The sequence below is a fragment of the Nocardia sp. NPDC004260 genome (assembly GCF_053603155.1).
In genome coordinates this window covers 1-4234 of record NZ_JBSGEZ010000178.1, presented here as the reverse complement: position 1 = coordinate 4234, position 4234 = coordinate 1, and the positions used below count along the sequence as shown (strand labels likewise).

At 59.6% G+C, this 4234-nt stretch carries 3 protein-coding genes; 1 reads left to right on the top strand and 2 read right to left on the bottom strand.

The features are described from left to right. Nucleotides 1–98: 98 nt before the first annotated feature. Nucleotides 99–536: a MerR family transcriptional regulator gene (locus ACWEO7_RS38305; protein WP_452430609.1), complete on the top strand. Its 438-nt coding sequence runs from the start codon at nt 99–101 to the stop codon at nt 534–536. Between the two features lie 69 nt (nt 537–605). Here the strand turns inward: ACWEO7_RS38305 and ACWEO7_RS38300 are convergent, their stop codons facing one another. Then, nucleotides 606–1574, bottom strand: a complete 969-nt coding sequence (locus tag ACWEO7_RS38300) for a hypothetical protein (RefSeq protein ID WP_452430608.1) — start codon at nt 1572–1574, stop codon at nt 606–608. A gap of 208 nt (nt 1575–1782) precedes the next feature. Continuing rightward, complete coding sequence (locus ACWEO7_RS38295; RefSeq protein ID WP_452430606.1) at nt 1783–3750, bottom strand: hypothetical protein; 1968 nt, start codon at nt 3748–3750, stop codon at nt 1783–1785. Nucleotides 3751–4234 lie beyond the last annotated feature (484 nt).

Sequence of the window (4234 nt, the reverse complement as noted above, 5' to 3'; positions counted from 1 at the left end):
CCGACACCACCTCCGCAGGCAGCATCACCCAGCCGGAACCGCACGACCAACCCGACACCCGGTTAGCGCAGCGACCTATCTGGATGGGGCACTAGCGCGTGATCGAAGTCAAACAAGACGCTTCCGATCAGATCCCTGCCACCGGCTTGAGTATCGCCGAGGCCGCTCGAAGAGCAGGCGTCAGCGCACACACCTTGCGATACTATGAACGAGCCGGACTCGTTGTCACGCCAGTCGATCGAACCTTTGGGGGAAGGCGTCGGTACCACCGACTCGATCTACAGTGGATAACCATCTGCACCAGGCTCCGCGCAACCGGTATGCCGAGCAAGGCAATACGTCGCTACGCCGAGTTGGTAGCCGCTGGCAAAGGCAACGAAGGTGAGCGCCTATCATTACTCGAGTCGCACCGCGACAACGTCCTTGCCCAGCTCACCGAGCTTCAAGAGAGCCTCCGAATGATCAATCACAAGATCGACGTCTACCGGGGCCGACTCGCCGCGGGGGAAGCCGACCGACTGTGGGCACCGCAGTGACCATAGGGTGACGAACACGTGCCCCGGCGACGCTGCGCATCGGCCCGCAACACGTAACCGATTCTCGCATTACGTAACCACAGCCAGCACCTGCCCGCATAGCGGATGCTGTAATATTTGATCATGAGCGTAGACAACGTCGCGCAATACCTGCCGTGTTGGCTTCTTTGCAAGTAGCAGCACTTGCTCGTTGCACCGGCGCTCGAATACTGCAACTCGTAGCAGGTCGTCCGGAGCGTCTTCTTCGCCAGGCGAAGCATCGCCGGGGTTCAACAGATGATGAGCATGACGCGCCATTACTTCGTCTGCAGCTTGTAAATTATCCCACAGATGAGGGGATACGATCTCACCACATTGAACCGTATGCAGTATTTCTTCACGAATGAGGCGCGAAGCCTCAGATCCCTCCGACCGCGAGGTAGATCGACTCAGTCTCCTGTGCGCATCAATCGCAAGTGCGATGCAACACGCGGGGACTTCATCATCTCTCACTTGCGCGACATATTTCAGCGAGCCTATCGAGCCAGCCAACCCCAATCGATCCACAGTATCCGCAGCGAAGATTCGCAAGTCGAATTCGTTGCATGGTTCAACGAATTCGGTCGTCGCGACATCACCGTTCCGCGCCAGCAGGTCGTGATCTATAGGGCCTGATGACGCTAGCGCGGAAATCATGGCATCCGCTTTGGGCCCAAAAACCGCACCGAACTCGATGAGCACCTGCGCAGGGTCCCACATACTCTCCCACGACAGACTGACACGATTTCCATCGCCACTGAGAACGCCGTCCCAGATCCACGGGCTTGAGACCCGCCAGGGCAGAAATAGCCCCTGTGGCAGCCACCCGCGGCCCTCATCCGATGTGATGAACACACCGACTCCGGCCGGCCCGCGCATCACAGAGACCGCCCAAGCCAACTTCACTGGATCTGCTTCTGTAACCGACAGGACTCCGCCAAGAAGGATCCGAGCCATCGCCGAGTCCATCTCTTTCGTGACTCCTTGATGGAGTTCGGGTTCGACGGTTTGATCGCTCATGCATATACCCCGGCTTTCTATGAGCGCTGTTCGTAGGATTGGATACGCATCCCCTAGCCCTGTCCCGCTGAATGCTGCCTCCCTAGATGTAGGCGTAACCACCGATAGTTTCGGATGGCAATCTCTAGGTGATGGACTCGGTCAAGGTCACTGGCGCTGCGCGATTGCGACCGAGCCGAAGACAGTCCACTCTGGCTCGCTTGTGTCCTCAGCCTGTGAGGACCGCGGCCCCCGACATCGCCGCGCCGACGGATGGGTCGGGCGTGCCTGTCGTGACGGGTACCCCGGCTCCGTCCGCCGGAGTTGTAACTTCGATGTCACGGGGATGCGCGAACCCGGAGAACTGGCCGAATTCTCCTGCACTGTCGTGCATTTCGGCGGCAAACCGCTGCAGATTACCGTTGGCGATCACTTCGAGCGTCCCACCGTCTCCGGTGCCGAAGACCACCAGCACGGCAGTACGATGTTCCCACGTCGCCACGTCGCCGGTCATCAACTGATAGGGGTCGACACGGTTGCCGATGCTCTTCGTGTCCGACCACTTTGCGGGAGTCTTTGCGTACGCCGCCTGGGCGTCGGTACCACTCGCATTACCGATGGCCGCATCCAACGCCTGAGCTACCGTGACGGAGACCTTCTGGGTCCGTCCGTCGGGGAATGTGTAGGTCACGCTGCCATCGGCTTCAGGCTTGCGAACGTGAAGTCCTGATTCTGGCTGCGATGTTCCAGGTGTGGAAGGCGCTGTCGCATGCTCGACCGGAGCCGACGTAGACGTCGACGTGGGCGCCGCAGCCATAGCCGGCTGCGCGGTGACCGGTGCCGCGACCACGGGCGGACCGACTGGCTCCACCTCGTCGTCCGGGTGGGGGACGGCGAACTGCGCGCGCCGGTTGTTCAGATCATTGTCGGCAAGATTCCTCATCATCGCCTGCTGCATCACCATCTGCATGAGCGAGCCCATCATGCTGCCCGCAGAGTCCAAGTCGGGACTTCTCGCCCCCAAAGACGGGAAACCGGCGGGTGGTGCGACCGCAGGGGTGGCGGGCGATGGAAAACTCCCAATCCCACGCTGAGCGCCGATGTCGTCGATGCCTGGTGGCTCGCTCAAACCCGTGCTCATGTCCTGGAGGGTGCCGAGATCGTCGGGTTGGCCGGGTACGCCGGGGTCTGGTGGGACGTCCGGTCGGCCAGGGGGGAGCTGACTCGGGTCTAATCCAGGATTCGACTGGCTTGCCTTCAGACCAGCGATCGATTCCTGCAGATCTTGCTTCATTGTGGCACCAAGCTTCGCCAGCTTTTCATCGAACTGCTTCGACAGCGCATCGATTAGACGACCGATGTCCTGATTATGGCTCGCCGACTTGTCCAAGGTGTCGTGGATACTGCCGAACGCGTTTGCGATCATCTCCGAGAAAGCCTCTTTCGACCCATCGGACTGAACATTGGCGTTCATTCTGTTGATGAGTTCCTTGATATTCTCTTGACCTTGCGCGGAGACGGCTTTGACATCTTCGATCTTCTCTGGAAGCTTCTCTTGAATAGAATCGTATCGTTGAGCGGCGTTCTGGAGAGAATGCAACGCATCAGTATATCGGTCCGCTACCGCACCTCCACCACCCAAACCCGACGCAGACGGTGGTGGCGGGGTTGGTTTCAGAGGCAAATCCTTCTGCTTTTCTACTTCTCCGAACAGCTGATAGTTGTCCGACAACGACGTCGCTACCGATGACCCCGGACCAGCGTGCCAGTCCTTGAGCGTTTGCGGCAATCCGACCGGTTGTACCAGGAACCCAGTTCCGATAGCCGATATGTTTGGATCCGGCACGAAGGGATGTGTCCACATCATTTTCACTTGCGCGCCAGCCCAGACCAATTCAACAGGGGCAATCCCTCCAGGCGCAGGCCCCTTCTTAACGGGGGGGTAATGGTGTCCCATAGCGGAACCGCCGAAAGACCACACGAGACCGCTGCGAGTTTTCATATTGGCCTGCGCCCCACTCCATCCGGCTTTTATTGCAGGCTTGAAGATTCCATTCTTGAAGAGTTCTTTCGACCCCTGAGAAGCGGCGGTTTTTGCCAGTCCCACGCCTGTTTTAGTGAAGAATGCCTTACCGAGACCGCCGACTCCGCCGCCGACGAGACCACCCGCCGCGCTGAGAGCCGTGGCCGTGAGCATCGACTCAGGATCCCATCCGGTCTCGAATCCGCAGACCACTCCCCCGACCACCCCGCCGACCACCCCGGCACCGATGGGGCCACCGAATGCGAAGCCGACCGCGCTCGCACCACCCGTAATGCAGTCACCCCAGAGCGACAAGGCGGTCCCTCCAAACAAAAATCGAGTACCCTGGCCAAACGTCAACCCATCAGCAGCTGGATCAAGAGCTGCGGGCAATGTGACTCTGCGGAGAGAGTCGCATTACTAATGAGGATCAAATCCTCGCATCGCGCAAGACAGTACGGGAATGGGGGAAATCCCTACCTGGGAGCGCCGAACGGCGAAGCCGTTGATCGTGCTGTGACGGTCGTCTACGCCAGCGAGCTGTTCCCTGTCGCGATCGATCGTGTCGGCGGAACGTGAAAACTGGATCTGGCACGGATTGCGTGATTGACCCTTGTCGGATTGCCAACGGGGCCTTGGTGATCGATGATGTCGCCGG